The 22,872-nt window shown below is 43.4% G+C and carries 6 protein-coding genes; all 6 read left to right on the top strand.

The window, feature by feature from the left end; translation table 11 throughout:
* The first annotated feature begins 9 nt into the window (after positions 1 to 9).
* The 6 genes from ACK8P5_RS14995 (at position 10) to ACK8P5_RS14970 (ending at position 22,857) form a co-directional block, all read left to right on the top strand.
* The gene (locus ACK8P5_RS14995) at positions 10 to 1,647 is read left to right on the top strand and encodes a response regulator transcription factor (protein ID WP_422657073.1); all 1,638 of its coding nucleotides are present in this window, start codon (positions 10 to 12) and stop codon (positions 1,645 to 1,647) included.
* A 184-nt stretch (positions 1,648 to 1,831) separates the two neighbouring features.
* Entirely contained in the window at positions 1,832 to 2,845 is a 1,014-nt protein-coding gene (locus tag ACK8P5_RS14990) for an S-layer homology domain-containing protein (protein ID WP_422657072.1), read from the top strand.
* Positions 2,846 to 3,110: 265 nt separating this feature from the next.
* A complete protein-coding gene (locus ACK8P5_RS14985) occupies positions 3,111 to 8,279 on the top strand; it encodes an endo-alpha-N-acetylgalactosaminidase family protein (protein WP_422657071.1) in 5,169 nt (1,722 codons plus the stop codon).
* Positions 8,280 to 8,374: 95 nt separating this feature from the next.
* Positions 8,375 to 12,340, top strand: coding sequence for a family 20 glycosylhydrolase (locus ACK8P5_RS14980; protein ID WP_422657070.1), 3,966 nt, complete (start codon positions 8,375 to 8,377; stop codon positions 12,338 to 12,340).
* A gap of 65 nt (positions 12,341 to 12,405) precedes the next feature.
* Positions 12,406 to 17,787, top strand: a complete 5,382-nt coding sequence (locus tag ACK8P5_RS14975) for a glycoside hydrolase family 2 TIM barrel-domain containing protein (protein WP_422657069.1) — start codon at positions 12,406 to 12,408, stop codon at positions 17,785 to 17,787.
* Positions 17,788 to 17,979: 192 nt separating this feature from the next.
* Positions 17,980 to 22,857: a discoidin domain-containing protein gene (locus ACK8P5_RS14970; protein ID WP_422657068.1), complete on the top strand. Its 4,878-nt coding sequence runs from the start codon at positions 17,980 to 17,982 to the stop codon at positions 22,855 to 22,857.
* Positions 22,858 to 22,872: the final 15 nt, after the last annotated feature.

Genomic DNA, 22,872 nt, shown 5'->3' with positions numbered 1-22,872 from the left:
GAGGGAACTATGACGAAATATAAAGCACTCATTGTTGATGACGAACCACTAGCAAGGTTAGCACTTCGGGAATACATTTCACTTGCATCGACGGATTTCGAGATAGCAGGAGAAGCAGGAGATGGTAAAGAGGCACTCCATATGTTACAAAGCCGACAGGATGTCGATCTTGTTCTGGCAGACATTCATATGCCACATATGAACGGTGTAGAGCTACTCGAAGCAATTAATAATACATCAATTTCGAATCAACCGCTAACCATCATGCTGAGTGCTTACGGAGATTATTCTTTTGTAAGAGATTCTTTTGTGCTCGGCGCATTTGATTACATGCTTAAAGCCAAGTTGGATGAGACGTACATCGCACCCGTACTGACGAAGACGGTGGATGAGCTGAAGAGACGACAAAGCTCCTCGAAATCAATATCCACATCGGAAGATGTGGAGGCTAGCATCTGTTCTGTACTTCACAGACTATCTCTAGCCGATTCCCTCGAAGTGTCGAGTGAGGATGAAGATCTAACTTCCTCAATGGAACTTGTACGGACACATATGGGAGAGAAAAATCTAGAGGTTGCGCTTATCAGGTTATCGGATTCTATTCAATTTGAGGATTCACACCGAATGATTATGCAGACGATCCGCTCCGTAACAAATCGGAGTAGAAACGAAGGAATATGCCATGTATGCAGGTACGATGATCGGCATTATGTGTTATTTTTCTCTTTTCCTGAGCAATGCAGCATTATGGCTATTCGCCGATTGACTGAAATGATTCTGTCCGATGTGAATATGAGGTTAAAGCAATTCATCAATCTAAATCTTTCGATGGGGATCAGTGATATCGCGGACGGTCATCAGCAGTGGAATCGATTATTTCGACAAGCTGAACGATTAGCAGGTTTAAGTTATTACCAAGGATATAACCGATTATTTTATCCTGAAGCTGAAAGACGCCCCACCATTCAAGTGAATGATTGGAAAGAGATATGGTACTTGGCTAGAACAGAAATTTTGCAATCGTTAAGTGATTCAGATGGAGCGAAATGGCAAGAAGTATACGAACGTTGTTCGAGCTTCCTAATTCAGCGATATCCTTCATCGCCCGATAATATCAAATCAGATCTAGTTGATATGATCTGGGAAGCGAGTGCATTAATTTATCAAAAAGGGTTGTCTTGGGAGAAGCTCCATGATCAACTGCCATATCCAATTACGGATCATATCTATAAACAGGAGACCTGGGAGAACACAGTGCATTGGTGCCGATTGTTCCTAGAAAATCTTCATCAGAAACTTCATCCAAAATACAAACCTAAAGAGCCGTCGCTAAGTCCTGTGGTTGCTAAGACAAAGGAACTGTTAGAGAAGAACTTTAATGAAGATATTCATCTATCCAATATCAGTCAGATTGTTGGTGTAAGCGAGAGTTATTTAAGTAAACAATTCTCCAAAGAAATAGGTATTAATTTCATTCAGTTTCTGACCAATCTACGGATTGAGAAAGCTAAGAAGGCACTGGAAAGCGGTATGAAAATTTATGAAGTATCTGAGCAGGTTGGATACGTGAATCCTGAACATTTTAGCCGGATCTTCAAGAAAATCACGGGTGTCAGCCCATTAGCATACCGGAAAGAGAAAGAATGATAGCTAGTCTATGAAATAAATCACGAAAAAACCAAGGAAAACAAAAATGATCATTTTTTGATCAAAATAGATCATGTGTATCCGCTTTCAGAATTTATATGATAAGGATAGGATGAGTTATTAAGAGAGGGGATTTATACATAACGTACTCAAACATAAAATTTCCGGGAGAAGGGATGTTCTTATGAAACGCAAATCATTCACGCTAGCAATAATCTGTACACTATGTTCGTCGATGTGGCTGAATACAGTCTCAGCGGAAAAAGTCTCAGATTTTGAAATGAAGCAATCGGCAACAGAATCGGCTAATTCTACGTTCACCGTTACATTGACGGGAAAAGACATTCAAGACTTATATGCCTATGAAGCCAAATTCAATTTTGATCCGAAGGTTCTTGAGATTGTAAAAGCAGAGACGAAGATTAAAGGCTTCTCTGTATCTCCGATCGTTAAAGATAATGAAATTACAATAGCCCACACCAAGATCGGAAATGTGAATGGTGAGAAGGGTAATTTGGATATTGCAACCATCACTTTTAAAGCAAAAAAAGCAGGCACAACAGCTGTGAAATGGACAGCGCTTAAAATGCTGGATCGTAATTTGAAGGATCAAGAATTCACCCCAAATAAATCATCGGAGTTTACTAAGATATTCAGCGATATCGTAGGACACTGGGCGAAGAAAGATATCATGGAGATGGTAACCAAGGGAGTTGTTGAAGGCATGGATGCTGACAACTTTGCCCCGAATAAAAACATTACCCGTGCACAATTTGCGGCTCTTATATCGAGAGCATTAGACCTGAAAGAAGGTTCAGGAACAAATCCGTTTACGGATGTGAAATCTGGAGTATGGTACGAAGATACGGTTAAGAAAGCATATGCAGCTGGTATTATCAGTGGTATGTCTAAAACGAAGTTTGCCCCAGATAAAAGCATTACCCGTGAAGAAATGACAACGATGTTGATGAGAGCGAAAGCCTATGCTTCGGGTGTAAAGGTTGATAGTCTGGCTTCTGGTTCAACGAGTGCATTTAAAGATGATAGCAAAATTAGCTCTTGGGCTAAAAAATCGGTAGGGTTTGCTTTGAAATCCGGATTAATGAAAGGTAGAACACAGACTACATTTGCTCCAAAAGCATCTGCGACAAGAGCTGAATCTGCTTCCGTTATCAAGCGTTTGTTAAACTCAAAGTAATTTAGATCTTAATAAGGCTTGGTACCGGCTCTTCGCATATACCGCTAAGCGAAGAGCCGGAATCAAATAGATGTGGGTTAGATTAACAATTGAAAGTGCGGTAGACATTATTCCAAAAAAGCATACCATGACGCGCCTTCATAGGGAAGGAGGGGTCTTTATAGGGAATAAATGTAAAAATTAAACAAATATAGAAATAAAAGGGTGTTGATCACAGGAAAAAAGTAGTTTTAAATCATTTCAATGTGAAAAGAGGTTCGTAGGAATGAAAAAACGCTTCAAGTCGCTTAGCTTTTTGTTGACGATGATGTTGAGCTTACAAATGTGTCTGCCAGTGGCTGGGGTATTTGCGGCCCAGGATAAGGACGTGTATTTCAAGGATTACAATGATGGTAACATCGCTGGATGGAAAGCTGCGAAAGGTACGACTACTTTTACAGCAGATCAAGGTGCAGTAAAGGCAGTAACGCAAGGGGCTGTTATTTTAGCAGATCAAGAATCACCTTCTATTGCCAATGCTGAATATGAGGTGAAATTGAAATTTAGTCAAGCAGCGACACGTTTTGGACTCATTTATCGTTTCGTCGATAGTGATAACTACAACGTTATTCAGTATGACGCGGGTGCTTGGGGTTGGGATGCAATGAAAGGTGGCAAGGAAACCTACGGGAATATTTCGGCGCCTGCGTTTACCTTTGCTGCGGGTCAGATTTATACACTGAAACTGCGTTATGAAAAAGATAGTGTGCAGCTCTGGATTGACGGGAATAGCATACTTACGACTAACCTTCCTTCCTTATCCATGGAGGCAGGTAAAATCGGGCTGCGTAGCTGGTTTGATAATAAAACAATTCTCATCGACGATGTGAAAGTGAGTCCGGTAACGGCTACTCCTGATCCAGAGCGTAAGCCGATTACAATAACGGATTCTCTTGTGTCAGATCGTATGACCGTTGAGATCGACAAGGAATTCCCGCGGGTGAAGAAGTACATATGGTCAGGCAACGGAGCGGAAATGCACGGACAGGTAAACGGATTTAATGAATTAAAAATAAACGGGAAATCTTATTTTCCTGTAGCTTCTGATTTTACTAAAAAAGCAGCAGATGCTACTCATGGGGAAACGGCATCCTACACCCTTCAACTGCCAGAAATTAAAGTGAACGTTAAAGTTGCCTTAGAACTAAAGGATAACGTCCTCCACTTTAATGTAACCGGTATTGAAGAGAATGGAACAGAGAAGGTCAAGAGAATAGAATTTCCGAATCATGATTTTGTCTCCGTTCTAGGTACAGAGCCTAAAGCACAGCAAACAGCGGTTTGGATGAGTGCAGACTGGGCTACAATCCCCGTAATTGATGAACATTATGACCTCAAAGGTACAGTAAAAGACGTGAATGCAGCTCGCGCATTTGCATTTACCAATAACGATAAACTGGCTGCCACTGTGCTTACCAACGTCGTTAGCGATTTGGAAAAAGTACATGTGAAGGTGGCGACTGATTCAGCGCTGAGCACCAAAAAAGCAGCAATATCTGGTGGTTCATGGACTTACCGTGGAAGTGAAGTGCTTGATCCGGAGCCGCTGCCATGGGCCAAAGTCGTACTGACACCTGATGCAAATGGTGACCAAGTTGTAGATTGGCAGGATGGCGCTATAGCCTACCGTGATCAGGCCGCTGCACCTTACGGCAGTGAAATTATTAAAGATCATATTTCTTACATTAGCATGAACATCGGATCGACAACGAGCACACCATTCTTGCGTGCATTTGATAACGCGAAGAAAATTTCGAATCTCACTGACGGTTTTGGACAGCTAGTTCTATTCAAAGGTTACCAAGCTGAAGGTCATGATGACTCTCATCCAGACTACGGCGGTCATATTGGTATTCGTCAAGGTGGAGCGGAAGATTTCAACTATGTATTAAGTGAAGGCAAGAAATACAACATCCTCGGCGGAGTTCATATTAATGCGACAGAATATATGCTGGATGCTTTTGATATTAAGATGGAGAACTTGACTCAGCCACTGAGCAAGGGGTGGGGCTGGTTAGACCAAGCCTATTATGTTAACAAAACGAAAGATGTGGAGTCAGGTGAATTAAAACGCCGCCTTGATATGCTGAAAAGCGATACAGGAGACAATCTTTCCTTTGTTTATGTAGATGTCTATGCAGGGGCAGATTACAATGCAAGAAAACTCTCCGAATATATCAACGGAAATGGATGGATGCTGGGTACGGAATATGCAGGCCCATTGTTCGATCAGACGGCATGGGTTCACTGGGGGACAGATCCAGGATATCCGAACCAAGGCAATGAAAGTAAAGTCGTACGTTTTATCCGTAACCAGGTCCTCGACGGATTCTTAACGACTCCTTTACTGAAAGGAAATAAACAGGTTGGTGTAGGTTACTGGCAGAATAGCTCTCCATTCTACAGTTACAATTCTACAACAGCAGCATTCTTCAATCACAATTTACCGACGAAGTATATGCAGAATTTCCCGATCATTAAGATGACCGACAACCGTATCGACTTCGAGAACAATGTTGTTGTGGAGAGAAAGAATGGCAAGATCCATCTGAGCAAGGATGGAAATGACATTGCGATCATGACAGACAGCAGCAACATCAGTGACAGTACCGTATTTATTCCATGGGATCCAAAAACGGAAAATAAAATCTATCACTGGAATCCTGCTGGTGGTAAGTCCACATGGACGCTTCCTGCATCATGGAATGGTGTAAAGACAGCTCAGTTGTACAAACTGACAGACCTAGGTCGTGAACATGTTGGAAGTGTTGAAGTTACGGATGGAAAAGTAACACTAACAGCAGAAAAAGGCATTGGTTATGCCCTTTACAAGACGACGGCTCAAGAAGAGCCAGAAATGGTATGGGGTGAAGGAAGTCCGGCGAAAGACATGGGATTTGATAGTCAAGAATTCGGCTACTGGAAGAAATCTTCTACAGCTGAGAGCACAGACCATATTAATTTCGTGAAGAACAGTAATGCAGATGACCAACTTCAAGTAAAAGGTCCTGGAGATGCGCATATTGAGCAGACACTTACAGGTCTCACACCGGGTAAGACGTATTCTGCATCGGTATGGGTCAAGGTGGATGGTAAGCGTAAGGTAGAAGTTGGCGTAAAGCAAGGGAACGATGAAGTGACTAATATGCTTGATAACACAGAGCATAAGTACTTATCTGGACAGCACAAATACGTGGGAGCAAGTTTCCAACGGATCAAGGTTTCGTTTGATGCCACAAGTGAAACTGCGAATCTCTTCTTTAATGTAGAAGATGGGAATGCAGCAGTTACCTTTGATGATGTTAAGATCTGGGAAAACCCAACCAAGACTGAAGCAGGTAATTCCGTGTTGTTCGAGGATTTCGAGAACGTTGATGAGGGCTGGGGACCATTCGTTTATTCTAAATCAGGTCCTGTACGTACCCACTTGGTTGAAAAAGGCGGCAATCAGAACATGACTTATGTTTTGGATGGAACATGGTCGCTGAAAACAAACGAAGAAGGAACGGGTGAATGGCTTCGTACGCTTCCGCACACGCTTCGAATGAAAGAGGATAATCGTTACCATCTGACGATGGAGTATCAATCTGACGAGACTGACATGTATACGGTGGCTGTTCGAGTGAATGAGAATGGTGTCGTTCGTGATCTGGTTTCTGAGAATTTGAAAGAAGGACGTCATACACTGGATCTGTCTTTTGCGACGGAGAATGCTAAAGACGCTTATCTAGCGATTATCAAAAACAAAGTGAACAACCAGAAGGAATTAACGGGTACACTTGTCGTCGATAACATTCGAGTTGATGATAAGGGTGCAATCGTTCCAGAAGAAGGTGTTCTGGTCACGAAAGTAACAATTACGCAGAAACAGATTGATCTTAATAAGGGACAGTCAGCATCCATTACTGCACGTGTAGAACCGGTCAATGCCTTTGATCGTACATTGCAATGGAGTTCTGACAAACCTGAGGTGGTATCCGTGGATCAAACGGGTAAAGTGACAGCTCATCAAACGGGCACGGCCATTATTACCGCAGCGACGAAAGACGGTAGTAAGTTAAGTGCAAGTGCAACCGTGAATGTGTATGCACCGAACGCGTTAATCCCGCAGTCTCAGATGTCTGCAACAGCAAGCAGCTTTCAGCCTGGTGATGAACCAAGCAACGCGCTTGATGGAGATGAAGCAACAATATGGCACACCAAATGGAGCCCAGCTCACTTACCGGAGTCTATTACTCTAGATCTTGGCGGTAAATATAACATCAATCAAATGAATTACAAACCTAGATCAGGGGCTTCGAACGGTACAATAACAGGCTACAATTTGTACACAAGTGTTGATGGAACGAACTTCACAAAAATCGCCAATGGCTCATGGGCACGCGACGAGAAGACCAAAACCGTTCGTTTCGAAGCTGTAGAAGCGACGCATCTGAGACTGGAAGCTGTAGAGGGTGTAGGTAATTTTGCATCTGCAGCGGAGCTGAATGTGTTTAAGGTCGTGGATGAGTCAGAACAAATTAAAGTAACTAATGTGACAATTGACAAAGAACAACTTGAGATCAAAGTAGGGAACTCTGGAGAATTAAATGCTGTAATTCAGCCTGAAAATGCAACGAATAAAAAAGTAAGCTGGAGCAGCAGTGACGAGTCTGTCGCTACCGTAGAAGAGATAGACGGTCATGCTGTTGTTAGAGGTATTAAGGTTGGTGAAGCGGTCATTACCGTAACGACTGAGGACGGTGGATTTACCGCGACAAGTCGAGTTCATGTCAAGGAAGCAGACGGTGAATTGCAAGCTGCGTCCACATTAACTGCTCCAGCTAAAGTTCAAGCAGGAGAAGTATTCCGAGTTCAGTACGGACTCCAGAATCTGAGTGATACGATATTTGCACAGGACATTAACGTGGAGTATGACCCGAGCATTATGGAGTATGTCGATGCGCGTTCGTTAATCACTGGAGTGAGTATCATCGATTCAATCAACAGCACACCAGGCAAACTTCGTTTCATTGTAGCTAGTGAAGGTGCAACCAACGGAATTAAGAATAGTGCTGATGTACTGGAATTGACATTCAAAGCCAAAGATCTAGATCAAACGACGAACGGTACCATTGCGGTTAAGAACGCACTCGTGTCAGATGATCAAGGTAAGGAAATTCCGGTTTCTAATTCTTCAGTCATTGTTGAGATTGCTAAGAAGGGTACGACGACGGATGGCGATATTAACGGTGATGGAAAAGTAACGATTGGTGATCTGGCGATGATTGCAGCACAGTATGGTAAGACGACAGCAAGCCCAGATTGGGAGAAAGCGAAAAAAGCAGATATTAATGGTGACGGCAAGATCGGATTGGAAGATCTGGTTATTGTAGCCCGTAAAATTGTAGAGTAATCAGCTTCAAGGCCAGGTACATGTGTGAGTAATAAAACATGATGTACCTGGCTTTTTTAAAGTGTACGAATAATTGAAAATCTGGGGGAAAAAGGATGAAGAGATGGGCTTATGCCTTTTCAGTATTTTGTCTGCTGCTATATTCCATTCCATTTCAAACCGCAGCCGCTTCAGAATCAGAAAATGCTAAACCAAAAGTAATACCTAGCTTGCAGGAGTGGACTGGTGGAAGCGGTTCTTTCAAGCTAACACCGAATTCCAAAATTGTGATCCCTACAAGTGTCTGTTCATGCAAGCTCCCTGCTGCCGCAGAGGCCTTTCAGGAGGATCTGAAAGAAGTAACAGGCTTTGATCTTCCGATTGTTCTTTCAAAATCCGCTTCCAAAGGCGACTTCCTGCTAACGATTGATAAGACGGAGGATGAGTCAATTGGTAAGGAAGGCTATTTCTTTGAAGTTGGAGATTACGTAAAAATCCATGCAAACACCGAGACTGGTGTGTTCTATGGAACTAGAACAGCCCTTCAAATTTTGGAGCAGGACCCTGAGAAGTCCAGCATTGTAAAAGGAGTAGCTAAAGACTTTCCTAAGTACGGTGAGCGTGGCTTTATGCTCGATGTAGGGCGTAAATTCTTTACGATTGATTTCCTGAAGGATTACGCGAAATTCATGTCCTATTACAAAATGAATGATTTTCAGCTTCATCTGAATGATAACGAAATCTTTAAAGACAATAGCCGTGAACATTGGAACAAATACACAGCTTTCCGCTTAGAAAGTACCAAGTACCCAGAATTAACGGCAAAGGATGGACACTATACGAAACAGGATATGCGTGATTTACAGGATATCGCAAAAATCAGAGGGCTTAACATAACCCCTGAGATCGATACACCGAGTCATGCTCTCTCTTTTACGAAGATCAGACCTGATCTTGTAAAAGAGAATTTACCTGTTGATCATCTCGATATTACTCGTCCAGAAACGATCGATTTTATCAAGGATGTATGGGATGAATATCTAGATGGGAATTGGTTTGATTCGGAAATTTTTCATTTTGGTGGAGATGAATTCGCACCGAATGATCCATCCACATTTGAGGATTATCGACAATTCCTGAACACGATGAATGAACATTTTAAGAGTAAGGGGAAAAAAGCAAGAATGTGGGGCAGTTTATCTGCATTCCCTGGATCGACAGCAGTAGATAAGGATATTGCAGTAAACGCTTGGAATAACGGATGGCAAGATCCGGTCAAATCCGTGAAAGACGGCTTTAAAATCATTAATACGGTGGATGGCTTGTTGTACATCGTGCCGAAGGCTGGATATTACTATGATTATCTGAATTCCGAGTGGTTGTATAACAACTGGGACCCTACACACTTCGGAGGTAATGTTCGGCTTCAGGAAGGTGAACCGAATCTGCTTGGCGGTATGTTCGGTGCATGGAACGATATGATGGGCCAAAAAGTGAGTGAAGCCGATGCTCACGACCGCATAAAGCAGGCTATGCCTGTTCTGGCTGAAAAGATGTGGAGAGGAAAATCCACAGACGGCACGTATGCCGAGTTCAAACAATTGTTCGCAAAATTAGGAGAAGGGCCAGGAACAAATCTTTTGCAGGAAGTTGAATCTGCTTCTGATGTCGTTGTGCATTATCCATTTGAGGATGCAGCGGAGACAACTGCTGATCAGTCGGGCAATGCTTACGATGGAACAAAGAGTAATGGCACTACTTATGTTGATGGAGGTAAAACAGGGAAAGCGGTGAGATTCGGAAGCGTTACGGATCACATCGAGACACCTCTGAAGGTTAAAGGTCTTCCGTGGACTGTCTCAGCTTGGGTTAAGCTCGATGAGCAACAGGCTGATGAGATGATATTGATGGAATCCGCTTATGGTGCTCTTAAACTGAAGCAAAAAGGCACCCCGAATGCAGGATTTAGCCGTGAAGGTTACGATTTCAGCTTTAAAACTGCGATTCCGGTCGGGCGCTGGGTACATGTTGCGTTCAAAGGAGATCTAAGTGGAACCTCTCTATTCATTGATGGGGAGCTAAAAGGTTCCGTTTCAGAAACAACATATCTTCATACAGCGGTTGTTGGCAGCAAGTCGAAATCATTTAAGGGACTGCTCGATGAGGTTAAGGTCTTCAATCGCACCCTTTCAGGGAAAGAAATTGCGGAGGAGGCAGGATCACCAGATTGGACCATCAACTTGGCTGCTCACAAAACGGCAGTAGCATCTTCTGTAGAAGTGCCTCAATTCCCAGCAAATCTTGTTGTGGATGAAATTGATTCAGGTGCTTCTCGTTGGTCGTCTAAATATACAGACAACGAGTGGATCTATGTTGATCTTGGCGAGAGTAAGGACATAAGCAAAGTCATCTTCAAATGGGAAAGCGCTTATGCCAAAGGCTACAAAGTTCAAGTATCAGATAATGCAGAAAACTGGCGAGATGTTTATTCCACCAACGCTGGAGTCGGGGGAGTAGAAATCATTAAATTCCCAACCGAAAAAGCTAGATACGTTCGAATGCTAGGTACGAAGCGAGCTGGAACGTATGGTTACTCCATGTATGAGTTTGAAGTCTACGCACCTAATCCAGATGATCCAGTAGAGGTTCCAGAGCCAGTGAGATACACAGCTAACTTTGAGAATAATTCACTGGATGGCTGGGAGCATGTCATTGGTAAGGGTGTCGGAAAGATGGAACTTGTAGAAGCACCTGACAAAGCAGGTGAACATGCTGTTAAATTCACGTCTAATAGTGTAAACAATCTGTTTGTCGATAGCCAGTCTCCTATGATTGGTGATGGAGAAATTGAGTTTAAGATTACTCCGCAGACAGATGCGATTCGATCAGGAGTTCTGTTCCGCTATATCAATAATAACGCTTGGGCATCTGTGGGCTTTGATCAAGGTGCTTGGTACTGGGTTAACGCTCAAGATACCTATGGCTTATTGTCAAATGCACAAGGCGCGAAATTGAAAAAGGGCGAAACAGCGACCGTGAAAGTGAAGTTTGAAGGGAAGCATGTGACTTTGATCGTCAATGGCACCACTTATTACGAAGGTGCCATTGCTCAATTGCCGACAGAAGCGGGGAAAATGGGCGCGAGAGTATTCGGTCCTTCAGTCACCGTGTTTGATGACTTTGTGTACAGCAATAACGTTCCTGAGGTGGCGGTAACCGGTATCGAGCTGGATAAGGCGGAGATTTCGCTGAAACCAGGTGAAACCGCAGCGCTGACCGCTTCACTACAACCTGCTAATGCTACGAATAAACAAGTGAATTGGTCCAGCAGTGATGAGGCTGTAGCTACGGTTCAAGTTAAAGACGGGATAGCTATCATTACTGCTATTAAAGCAGGTACAGCTGATATTACCGCTACAACCGTATCTGGTGGGCATAAAGCAGTAAGCAAGCTAACCGTGGTTTCGGATGTTCCAGGGGAGGCTGCAACTCGTTTAACTGCTCCGCAGACTGTTCAAACTGGACAGAATTTTGACGTAAGGTTAGCTCTTAGCCAGGTTTCTGATGCTGTGTATGCACAGGATGTCATCATTGAATACGATTCCTCCCTCATGGATTTTGTATCCGCTAAATCGTTAGTGGATGGCGTTGATATTCTAGAGTCGAAGAGTACGGAAGGTATCGTACGTTTGATTTTGGCTAGCCAAGGTTCTGGAAAAGAAATTAAAGGAAATGTCGATCTTGTTGATATTACCTTTAAAGCTAAGGATCTGACAGAACCTAAAACAGGACAGATTGCTGTAAAGCAAGCAATACTTGGTGACGGTGAAGGACAGGAAACCAGTGCACTCCCTTCTAATGTACAAGTGGAGTTTACAACAACAACGAATCCTGAACCTTCCACAGATCTGAATGGTGATGGTAAAGTCAGCATCGGTGATCTTGCAATTGTTGCTGCTAACTATGGCAAAACATCTTCAGACCCAGATTGGAATACAGCGAAACGTGCTGACATCAACGGTGACGGCAAGATCGATCTGACAGATCTGGTGCTTATAGCCAAAGATATCGTCATTGAATAAAGGTTGTATTAACTTACAAAAAAATGAAGTGGACGGTGAATAAGAATATGAAATTAAGGCGAGCTATGCTGTGCTTATTACTCATATCGATGATTTCCTCCAGTTTTTCCGGATTAAAAGTGAATGCAGCCGTCTCAGCAGATTATCCGGAATGGAATAATAATCCTGAAGTTTTTCAAGTTAACCGGGAAGCTCCACATGCTTCATTTATCCCCTATGGTGATGTCAATTCCGCGCTGAAAGGCGCGGATATGATATCGGCTATGCTAGAGAACCCTTCACCTTATTATCAATCCTTAAATGGACAATGGAAATTTAATATGGCGAAGAATCCTGCTTCAAGACCTGTCGACTTTTATAAAGATAATTTTGATACAAGTGCTTGGGATGAGATTAAAGTCCCTGGGGATTGGCAGCTGCAAGGTTATGACTTTCCGATTTATACGAACGTAACTTATCCTTTCTGGGGGAATGGCAATAGTACCAATGTACAACCGCCATTTGCACCAACAGAATACAATCCTGTCGGCTCATATCAGCGTACATTCACAATTCCTAGCGATTGGGATGGCAGGCAGGTATTCCTTTCCTTTCAAGGAGTAGAAAGTGCTTTTTATGTATGGGTAAATGGTCAGAAAGTCGGTTACAGCGAAGATAGCTTCACAGCCAAAGACTTTAATATTACCCCTTATTTGAAGACTGGCGAAAACAAGCTATCCGTTGAAGTTTATCGCTGGTCAGATGGCAGCTGGCTAGAGGATCAAGATTTCCTCCGTCTCAGCGGAATTATTAGAGATGTATTCCTTTATAGCACTCCATCGGTGCAGATCCGTGATTTTACAGTAGTCACCGATTTGGATGCTCAGTATAAAGATGCTTCCCTGAATGTAAAGGTAGATGTTCGAAATTTAGTCGATTCAGCACCAGATAATCATACCGTTGAAGCTATGCTGTATGATGCGAACGATCAACCGGTGTTTCAAGCTCCAATTACGATGGATGCCAAAGTGACTGGAAAGTCTGAGATCGAAGTCAGTGGATCGAAACAAGTAACGAATCCATTGAAGTGGTCAGCAGAATCCCCGAATCTGTATACACTTGTCTTCAGTCTGAAAGACGCAAGTGGGCGTGTAATCGAAGCTGCTGGAACAAAAGTCGGTTTCCGTGAGTTTGAAGTTGAGGTTGCGGACGATGGAAGTGGTAAGCAGCAAATGAAGCTGAATGGTAAGCCAATTTTGCTAAAAGGTGTAAACCGTCATGAAACAAGTCCAGATACGGGACGAACGCTGGATCTAGATCTCATGATTAAAGATATTGAATTGATGAAACAGTTTAACGTGAATTCCGTACGTACGTCTCACTATCCGAATCATCCGTTCTGGTATGACCTTGCTAACCGTTATGGCATTTACGTTTTAAATGAAGTGAACCTAGAGACGCATGGAGTTTGGAACTCAGTTCCAACGAATAAACCAGAATGGACAGAGAATGTCAAAGATCGATCTGCAAGTCTGGTAGAGCGCGATAAGAATCATCCATCTGTTCTCATCTGGTCACTTGGGAATGAATCTGGATCGGGATCTAACTTTATCGTACAGTCGGAATACATTCGTAGTCTGGATCCGACTCGGCCAATTCACTATGAAGGATATAACGATGTGAGAGTAACGGATATGGTGAGCCATATGTATTCGTCCGTTACAACTGTAGAGACCTATGCTAAGAGCAGTGACCCTCGTCCTTATATCTTGTGTGAATATGCTCACGCTATGGGTAACAGCGTAGGTAATCTGCAAGAATATTGGGATGTAATCCGTAAGTACCCGAACTTGCAAGGTGGACATATTTGGGATTGGGTAGATCAGGCCGTGCGTGTGAAAACACCATCTGAACGAACCTACTTAACGGATGCTAATCAGAGTTTTGAAGCGAATTATACAGGAGTTGTTGCTTCTAATGATGGGGATGTAACGGGTGTATTGAAGCCGAACAACAACGCGGCTCCATCGGTGACGTTGCCGAATGATTCAAAGTATAACCTTACAGGACCTTTAACTGTAGAAGCATGGGTTAAGCCACTTGCCAATATTGCAAATAGTCCTATTATTGCCAAAGGTGATACGCAGTTTGCGCTGAAGATGAACGGGAATAACAAGCTGGAATTCTTTGTTTACCGAAGCGGTGTATGGACATCCGTTTCTGCAGATCTACCTACCAACTGGCTTAATAATTGGCATCATGTAGCTGGTTCTTACAATGGTACGGATCTGAAACTTTATGTGGATGGAAAGATCGCTGCAACGAAAGCATTTACAGGAAATATTGCTGCTAGTTCATATCCTCTGACAATTGGTAAAGACGCTCAATTAGGAAGAACTTCAAACATGATGTTCGATAAAGTTCGTGTCTATAACAAGGGACTAACTTTAGATGAACTGAATGACAATGCACGCACACCAGATAGTAATACCGTGCTATGGATGGACTTTAATCCGGCGGATGCCAAATCGGAGCCGATCGAATCCACCGAGTACCTCGCTTATGGTGGAGATTTTGGAGATTCCCCGAACGATGGTAATTTCATGGCGAATGGATTGATTACTGCTGACCGCATTGTTCAGCCTGAACTGTGGGAAGTGAAGCAGGTATATCAAGACATTCAAGTAAAAGCGGTTGACTTAACTACAGGCAAAATTGAACTAAAAAATGAGTTTTTATTTACGAATCTTAACGAATATGACGCAACGTGGGAAGTGAAAGCCGATAATCAGGTGATTGAGCAAGGAGTCATTGATGCAGCAGTCCTTGATACGTCTGGTCTTGCTACCAAACAAATTACGCTTCCTTACAAGATGCCTACAGCGAAGCCAGGGGTAGAGTACTGGATTAATATCAGCTTCAAATTAAAACAAGATAAGTTATGGGCGAAGAAGGGGCATGAAATTGCGAAACAGCAATTCAAATTGCCTGTGAATGAAGAGAGTGCTCCTGCGCTGGATCTTTCCAAAATGCCTGATCTGACAGTGGAAGAGAATGATCAACGCGTCACTGCATCAGCAGAAGACATGGAAATTGTATTTAATAAATCAACAGGTACGCTTGAATCCTTCCGTTATGACGGAACAGAACTGATTAAGAATGGTCCGGTTCCGAACTTCTGGAGAGCTCCAATCGACAACGATAAGGGAAATGGCCACCCATCAAGAGTGGCAACCTGGAAGAATGCCGGTAAGAATAGAACTGTGAACAAGGTTCAAGTAACAAAAATTGGTGAGAAGACGGTACGAATTGATGTAGAAGAAACGCTACCTACATCCACCGTATCTTCATACAAAACTTCATTTACGATTTTTGGAAATGGTGATGTTAAGGTATCTAGTGAGCTTAAGCCAGGATCATCAAGCCTGCCAGAAATTCCTGAAGTAGGGAATATGATGACCATTCCTGGACAGTTCGAACAGATGACATGGTATGGACGCGGTCCAATCGAGAACTATCAAGATCGTAATTCAGGCGCAGATGTGGGTCTGTATAGTGGGACAGTTAAAGATCAGTTTTTCCCATATATTGAACCTTCAGAAATGGGGAATAAGACGGACGTTCGTTGGGTCGCTCTGACAAATAATGATGGTTCGGGGCTTATGGCTATCGGTAGTCCAACGATTGAAGCCAATGCACTGCATCATACACCAGAGGATCTAGATGGTCCTAAACATCCACATGAAGTGCCATATCGTGAAGATATTACACTTAGATTGAATTATAAACAGATGGGTCTCGGAGGAGACAACAGCTGGGGAGCCAAACCTCACGCTCCGTATATGCTTCTAGCTAATAAGACTTACAACTACAGTTATACTCTTAGACCGATTCCATCGAATACAACAGATCTCATGAGCTTGAGTAAAGCAGTCTCAACAGTCCATCTGGTTGGAGCGATTAAAGTAGATGGAAAACCTTTAACGGGATTTGATCCGGAGAAGTCTAACTACACCTACAATGTACTTCGTGGCACCACGAAAGTACCGGTTGTTACAGCTGTAGCTGCAGGTGAAAGTGTCATTATTGATATTAAGCCTGCTAAAGACTTGACTGGAACAACGATTATTACGGCTACGTCTGCCGATGGAAAGACAACGCAAACGTATGAAATTAAGTTTAATGTGGTGGATTACTATCTTAGTGATATGGACTGGAAAAGTGCAACCACAGGTTGGATGACCGTACAAAAGGATAAGAGTGTGGAAGGTAACCCGATCCGTTTAAGAGGTGCTACAGGAGCAGTAACTTATGAGAAGGGTATTGGTACACACGCTAATTCGGAAGTGATTTATGATTTAACAGGGCAAAACTTTAAAACATTCCAGACTTTCGTTGGTGTTGACCAAGAAGTCAGCAGTACCGCTGCAGGTAAAAATACGATTGTGTTCCAGGTATTCCTTGACGGCGAGAAAGCTTTTGATAGTGGTCTAATGCGGGCAGCTACTCCAGCTAAAGAGGTTAGTTTAGATGTTACGGGTGTGAAGGAACTCAAACTTGTAGTGAACGACAACGGCGACAGCAACTCCGAAGACCATGGTGATTGGGCGGATGCCAAGTTGATCAAAGGTGAAGTTCAAGAACCAGATTCTCATCTTTCAGGACCAGAGGAAGTTACAGCTGGGAAGACTTTTGATCTGATCTACAGCATGGGTAACACACCACAAGAGGCTTTTGCACAAGACTTGACTTTCACTTACGATCCTAGTCAGCTCGAGTATATATCGGCTGAAGCAGCAGACAAGGATACGATGATTGTCAATGAATTACAATCTTCTGGTCAAGTTCGCATTATTCTTGCGAACCCGAATGGCAGTCAGGCCAAAGGAGATACATTAAAACTTCGTTTCAGTGCAAGTGCAGCTGAGAAAGAGGAAACGGCAACGATTACACTTGCTAAACTTCAGATTGCTAATAGTCTGGGTGAGGAGAAAGAGTTATCTGGCGGTTCACATCAGATACGGATCAAGAAAGGTGAAACCGTTAATAAAGAAGCACTGATCAGTCTCATTGCCAATGCTCAGACGAAACTGGATGCAGCGGTAGAAGGAACTGAGGAAGGTCAGTATCCAGTTGGTTCTAAAGCAGTACTTCAGGCTGCGATTCTTAAAGCCCAAAGTGTAGCTGATAACAGCGGTGCTGAACAATCCGAAGTAGATCAATCGATTCTTGAACTGACGAATGCTCTCAACACATTCCTAGAATCTGTTATTAAACCTTCCGGAGAGATCGGTGATCTGAACGGGGATGGTAAATTCTCGATCGGTGACTTGTCCATTGCTGCGGCAGCTTACGGAAAAACATCAGCGGATTCCGATTGGAACAAGTTCAAGAAAGCGGATGTGAACAAAGACGGTAAGGTAGATATTAGCGACCTTGCATTTATCGCACAAAAAATACTGCAATAGAACATGTAAATTAACAACAGACTGAATTAGAGCGGTAAGACTTGGATTTTAATACAGTGAAGTGGCTGTATCTTGTCTTACCGCTTTCTTTTTTTAAAGCTTAAGGAGGTGATCATCAGCAGAAACATATCAGAAAAAATGTTGGGGATGGCTGTTTTTAGTTTATGAAGCAAGCTGAATGGAGGGAAATGATTGACGACCACTATTAATCGATTTGGTATGTGGGTGTTTGCATTGATGATCTTTATTCTTACGGGGTTCATCTTGCGTCCTGAAATCGCACACGGGGCTACCGTGGGCAATATTTCCGAATTCGTCAAAAAAGACGATAAAACGTTTGAAATCACTTCCGGCTCAGACAAAATCAAAGTTATTTTTCAAAGGGAAGATATGTTTCGGATTTGGCTTGGCGTAAACGGGCAATTCAAGGAATTGTCAGGGAAAACTTCGGAAAAGCCGAAGGAACCTATCGTTATTAAAGATGATTTCGGACCCGTTAATGTGAAGTGGTCTGACGAAGGTACGTATTACAAGATGGAAACTGGCAAATTCGTACTAAGAGCCTACAAAAATCCGTTGAAGTTCGCTATGTACCAAAGTGACAACAAAACGGTAGTGTGGGAAGAAGCCGCTGGCTTGAACTATAACGGACAATCATCTTCTCAACAGCTTGTCCGTGGTGAGGATGAATATTTCTACGGCGGCGGTATGCAGAATGGATTCTTTAACCATCGTGATCGCAAAATTGCCATTGCTAACAACTATGGGGATTGGGGAAGCGGCACGGTATCCAATCCAGCACCATTCTATTTGAGCACAGCGGGTTATGGGGTGCTTCGCAACACGTTTCAAAGTGGTACTTATGATTTTGATTCCACGGTCAAGCTGACTCACAATGAGAATCGGTTTGATGCTTATTACTTCTACGGCAACACCATGAAAGAAATTTTGAATGCTTATACTGACCTTACAGGTAAGCCGTCCTTAATTCCTCGTTGGGGTATGGGACTTGGTGATGCGGATTGTTATAACCGAGCTCCTGAAAAGACATCTGATGTCATTAACCTTATCGCAAAAAAATATCGAGAGCATGATATGCCAGGTGCCTGGATCTTACCGAATGACGGATACGGTTGTGGTTATCAGGACCTGAAATACACGGTTGATGAGCTACATAAGGAAGGTTTCTATACCGGGTTATGGACTCAAAATGGTGTAGATAAAATTGCACAGGAAGTTGGTGTAGATGGTACTCGATTAGCCAAACTCGATGTGGCTTGGGTAGGCCCAGGTTATGATTTTGCCTTGGACGCAAGTAAGCAGGCTTATACGGGGATAGAGAATAATTCAGATAGTAGAGGTTATGTCTGGTCCGTAGGCGGCTGGGCTGGTACCCAGCGATATTCCACAGTATGGTCCGGAGATCAGTCCGGTAACTGGGAATATATTCGTTTCCATATCCCGTCGATGATCGGTGCCGGACTTTCCGGAATGCCATATTCGACAGGTGATGTGGATGGGATTTTCGGAGGAAGTGCTAAGACCTACGTGCGCGACCTGCAATGGAAGATCTTCACTCCAATCTTGATAAATATGTCCGGTTGGGCAGCGAAAGATAAACAGCCGTGGGTATGGGGGGAACCATACACGAGTTACAACCGTGATGCCCTTAAACTAAGACAGCGATTAACGCCATATTTGTATACCTATTTAAATGAAGCTTATGAAAGCGGTGCTCCGCAGGTGAGAGGGATGATCTATTCCTATCCAGATGATCCGAACTCTAAGGGAACGTTGACGCAGTACCAATTCATGTCGGGTGAATCCTTCTTGGTAGCGCCAGTATATACCGACACAACAATGAGAAATGGAATATACCTCCCGAAAGGGAAATGGATTGATTACTGGACAGGTGAAGAACATTACGGATCTAAAATGTTAGATGAATACAATGCTCCACTGGATCGTTTGCCTCTTCTCGTGAAGGGTGGGGCCATTATCCCGATGTACCCTGATTCGTTATACGACGGTCAAGTGGCACCTGATCCAATAACTTATGATATTTACCCTTATAAAACATCAAGCTTTACGATGTATGAAGATGACGGTACATCGAAAGAACATCGCAGTGGCAAATTTGCAAAAACGTTAATAACATCTACCGCTCCAGAACAAGGAACTGGAGATTTGGTTATCAAAGTAGGAGCAAGTGTAGGCGATTATCAAGGGAAACTGGAATCCCGTAAAAATCAATTCACGATTCACATGCCGAATCAGCCGTCCGCGGTTTATGTAGATGAAGCTACTTATCCAGAGTTACAGTCGAAAGCGGCATGGGATAGTGCAACGAGTGGCTGGTATTATGCTGCATCAGAAAAAGGTGGAATCTTGTACATTAAAACACCATCCATTTCGACAACTCAGGAATTCATGGTGAAGGTGGCAGGGTTCAAGGCAGATACTACACCACTTATCGATGCAGTCAAAATTGAGCTTCCTCAAGAGGACACAGATCCAAGTCGTATCCCACAAGAAGATATGATTGCTACAGCATCAAGCAGCGACCCTGCTTCACCTGCATCTAATGTTCTGGATGGCAGCTACGAATCCATATGGATCTCCTCTCCAAATGCTGGAGGTTCGCAGAGCATCACATTAGATTTGGGGATCAAGCAGTATGTGAATAAATTGAAATATATGCCAAGACAATACGGTGGCAAAGATGGAACAATCACGGCTTATAAACTGTATACGAGTATGGACGGAACGAACTTCAATCTCGTAAGCAGTGGACAGTGGAACGATGACAAACTAGTGAAGACGATCAATTTTGATACAGTAGAAGCTGTTTTTGTGAAATTAGAAGCTACAGAATCGGTTCAGGGTGTCGTATCCGCTGCAGAGATTAACCTGTATCGTGATCTAACACAACCTTCACCTACAGCGATTCCTAAGAATGAAATGACAGCTTCAGCGAAAAGCTTCCAGTCTGGATCAGAAGCAGCGAAAGCGATTGATGGAGATCGGAACTCTGTATGGCATACCAAATGGGATGGGTCCGATAAGCTTCCACAGTCCATCATTCTCGATTTAGGTAAAGTACGCAATATTAGCCAATTCCGATATGCTCCAAGAACAGATGCGGGGAACGGTACTATTACTTCATACAACCTATACGTTAGTACAGATGGTGAGACTTATACGAAAGTTTCAAGTGGTACATGGCTTAGAAACAACTTGAAGAAATATATCCTTTTTGATAGTGTTTCCGCCCGCTACGTGAAGCTTGAAGCAGTTGTTGCACTTGGAGGTTTCGCATCGGCTTCTGAGCTTGATGTTTATGAAGCGCCAAAGGCAGCGCCTGAAGTTCGATTAATTTCAGAAGGTAAGTCTGCAACAGCGGATAGTGTGGATCAAGCACATCCAGCAGGTCACGCTAACGACGGTAACATGGACACATTCTGGTCTGCAGCGGATACAAACAATGGTCATAGCTGGACGGTTGATCTCGGTGCGCTGCATTCGATTAAATCTTCCGAGGTTTCTTTTGAACACAATAACAAGCCATATTCATACAAAATTGAAGTTCGGGAGACATCAAGCTCTAACTGGATCACGGTAACGAATCGAGCTGACAATCAGGAAATAGGTACGATCAAGGATTCATTCGGAAGCCAAGGTAGATACGCTAGAATTACGATTACCGGACTACCTGATGCAGAGTCCAAGGCAGCCATTCGGGAATTTAAGCTGTTCGGTATTCCGCTCGAAGATGGACAAAAGGTTACTGGCATTAAGCTTAATCCTGAGACACTCTCACTTCAGGTGCTTAACGCACCGGTTCAATTGACGGCGATAATTGAACCTGACAATGCAGGGAACAAGACTGTAAAGTGGGTGAGTAGTGATCCCGGTATTGCAAGTGTTGACAGTAAGGGAATGGTTACACCAAAAGGACAGGGCAAAGCAACGATAACGGCGACGACGGAAGAAGGCGGGTTCTCTGCAACCAGTGAGGTGACAGTTTCGGGTCAAATTAACCTAACTGAAATTCCACAAAGCCAAATGAGTGCTACAGCTACAAGCTCTGAAGCGGGTGTAAATGATCCTCGTCTTGTACTCGATGGAGATCCAGATACACACTGGCATACAAAATGGTTTAACGTTGATCCACTTCCGCAGTCCATCATAGTGAATCTGGGCGGAGAGCACACCATTAGTAAACTTGGGTACTTACCTCGTCCGGATGAAGGCAACGGAACGATTACCGCTTACAACGTGTACACAAGCACCGATGGTGTGAATTACACGCTTGTGACAAGCGGGAACTGGCTGAGAAACAAGCAGCTGAAAGAAGCGAATTTCACTCCGGTGAAAGCGACTCATATCAAGCTAGAAGCTGTAAAAGGCGTTGGTGAATTCGCATCTGCAGCTGAAATTACGGTGTATCAAGGACAGCAGGAAACCGCTCAAGTGCAGGCTGTATTGAGTGCTGATTCATCTGTGACTTCAGGCCAGCCTTTTGTTGTCCGTTATGATGTGAACCATATCTCCGGTAAAGTGTTTGCCCAGGATATCACGATTCAGTACGACGCTGATCGCTTGGATTATGTTTCCGCTAAATCACTAATCGAAGGTGTTGCGATTGTAGAAGAGTCAACCAAAACACCGGGTAAGCTTCGTCTAATTATGGCGAGTGAAGGTGCGGAACATGGAATTAGCGGAAATCAACAAATAGCTGAGTTGACCTTCCGGGCAAAAGAAGTATCTGAGACCGTAACCGTTAACATTAGCGTGTCAGATGTACTCTTAGGTGACGAAGAGGGAACAGAGACAACGGCGGCTCCAGCGACAGTATCTGTAGAAGTGAAGCCAGAACAAACAGGAGTATCCGGTGATCTTAACGGCGATGGCAAAGTCAGCATTGGTGACCTGGGTATTGTTGCTGCACACTATGGAAAAGATTCATCAAGTCCAGATTGGCAGCAAGCGAAGCGTGCAGATGTGAATGGTGACGGCAAGATCGATCTCATGGATTTAGCAGTTATTGCTCAGAAAATCGTTCAGTAATCTTTTTCGAGATGA

Source organism: Paenibacillus sp. EC2-1, from assembly GCF_049311625.1.
Classification (GTDB): Bacteria; Bacillota; Bacilli; order Paenibacillales; family Paenibacillaceae; genus Paenibacillus_AQ.
The sequence above is the reverse complement of the archived record's forward strand: the minus strand, read 5'-3'. Positions and strand labels throughout refer to the sequence as shown.